General features: G+C 65.5%; 1 protein-coding gene. It reads right to left on the bottom strand.

Features of this window, described 5'->3' with window-relative positions; all coding sequences use genetic code 11:
- Nucleotides 1–114: 114 nt before the first annotated feature.
- Entirely contained in the window at nucleotides 115–1569 is a 1455-nt protein-coding gene (gene ltrA, locus BUE44_RS35560; RefSeq protein WP_073503139.1) for a group II intron reverse transcriptase/maturase, read from the bottom strand.
- Between the last annotated feature and the right edge of the window lie 590 nt (nucleotides 1570–2159).

The following is a 2159-nucleotide window of genomic DNA, read 5'->3' on the forward strand; positions in this document are numbered from 1 at the left end:
TGCTGAGTAAGCCCGGGGCGCGGTGCCGGGATTACTCCCGGTCCGTTTTCCCGGACTTCTCGCCGAACCCGCCGTGCGCCTCTCAACGCAACGGGCTCTCCACGGAGACCGCCATCAGGCTTGAATCTCGGCCCATGGGCTGGGGATACGGGTTCCTCGCCAGCGGTATCGGGTGACGACCACCGCTGCCATGTCGAAGAGCTCGGTTCCCTCCGCCGAGATCGGCCGCCACCGCCCAGAGGGGGTGACGAACCGTCGGCGGATGTCCTTCCATGTCCAGTCGTGCCGGACCCTCAGCATTCGCATCACTCGCCACCAGATGAAGTCGGCGAGTCCGCTGAACTGGTTCTTGGCCACGGCATGCCGGAAGTAGGCGGACCAGCCCCGCACGATCTGGTTGATCCTGATCAGCAGGGACTTGAGATCTTGTTGCGACTGCCTGCGGGTCAGGGCGCGGATCTTCGCCTTCAGCTGCCGAATGGGGCGCTTGGCGATGAACGTGTAGACGTGCCACTGATCCGTCCCCTTCTTGCGGCGCCACTGGATGTGGAACCCCAGGAAGTCGATTCCGTCCTCCAGGTGCGTGACCTGGGTCTTCTCCTGTGACAGGCGAAGACCCAGAGGCTTGAGCACCCGACTGACGTCCTCGCGCACCGCCAGCACGTCTTCGCGGCTGCCGTTGACGAGCACGACGAAGTCGTCCGCATAGCGGACGACTCGCCAGTTCGGCAGCTGCTTACGAGTACGGCGGCTTTGGCGCTGCCATGCGGTGGACATCGCCCCACCCGGCTTCCACGGCTCCATCAGGTGCTCATCGAGAGCCGACAGAGCAATGTTGGCCAGTAGCGGGGAGAGGATTCCGCCCTGCGGGGTCCCGGTCATGGTTTCCTTGTTCTCGCCGAGCTCCGTCAGAATTCCGGCTTTCAAGAACGCCTTGACCAGGGCCAGAACGCGTTTGTCCTTCACCCGGGCGCGCACGCGATCCATCAGGGCCACGTGATCGATCCGGTCGAAGCACGCCTCGATGTCCGCGTCCAGCACCCAGCGGTAGCTGTTGGTGCCGAAGTGGTGGATCTCGGCGATCGCGTCCTGGGCCCGCCGGCCGGGCCGGAAACCGTAGGAGACCGGCGTGAAGTCGGCCTCGAAGACGGGTTCCAGTACCAGTTTCAGCGCGGCCTGCACGACCCGGTCCGCGACCGTCGGAATGCCGAGGCTGCGGACCTTCCCCGACCCGCCCGGTTTCGGGATCTTGCGTTCCCGCACCGGAAGAGGTCGGAACGAGCCGTCCTTGAGAGCGGCCCGCAGGTCGTGCAGGAACCCGGGTGCCCCGATCCGCTCTTCGACCTCGATGACCGTCAGGCCATCGACGCCGGGAGTGCGGGCCCCCTGGTTTCCCGCGACCCGGGCGAACGCCATCGTCAGCGTCGCCGGGTCGTGCACGAGGTTGAACAGGTCATCGAACCGACGGCCCGGATCGGCCCTCGCCCAATGGTGCAGCTTGGTCTGCATCTCCAGTACCCGAACCCGAGAGCTCGGATCCTCGCTGTTCAGCGAGGTGTCTTCTGGCATTGCAGTCCCTCCTTCTATGTTCTCCGCTGCCGCCCTTCCCCATGTGACCGGCTTTCCCGGCCTCGGAGTACTACGGCGGCTCCGCCCCGCCCGATCCGTTCGGCTGTCGGTGCGCCTATCCACGTTCCTCATCTGGAAGTTGAGGAACGTGGAACTGTGACCGGACGGTTCCCGTGTTCACTGTGGTTCGTTTGTCGAAGTAGGAGCCCGACTATGTCCCAGCGGCCTCGCCACGAGTACGCCGCAGGCTTTCCTCGTGGCCTCCCCCGCCCGCTCTTGAATACGGTCGTGGAAGTTCTCGCCGTCCTTCGGACGACGAGACGCACCGCGCCCGGCCCAGATCCGCCAGGTTCGAGCCGGTGTCGGGGTTGAAGGACGTAGTTACGCCGGTTCCTCGCGTACTCCTCTTCGTCTCGCTCGCCGAACCCGCACCATCTGGCAGTGCTGGTACGTCCCGGCTTTGTCAGGGCCGCTCCCGCCCTCTCCGGCACCACCCGGGTCAGGCTGCCCTCAGCTACGCTGACCTGCTGCGACAGGCCAGGGGTGATGGTCTTTCACCTCCACTCGAACCACAGCGCCTCACGGCGCAA

This window comes from Actinacidiphila paucisporea (genome assembly GCF_900142575.1).
In the GTDB taxonomy this organism is placed as follows: domain Bacteria; phylum Actinomycetota; class Actinomycetes; order Streptomycetales; family Streptomycetaceae; genus Actinacidiphila; species Actinacidiphila paucisporea.

Bases quoted from the DNA above. Each gene is read 5' to 3' on its own strand.
- ltrA (WP_073503139.1), bottom strand. From the start codon at position 1,569: ATGCCAGAAGACACCTCGCTGAACAGCGAGGATCCGAGCTCTCGGGTT.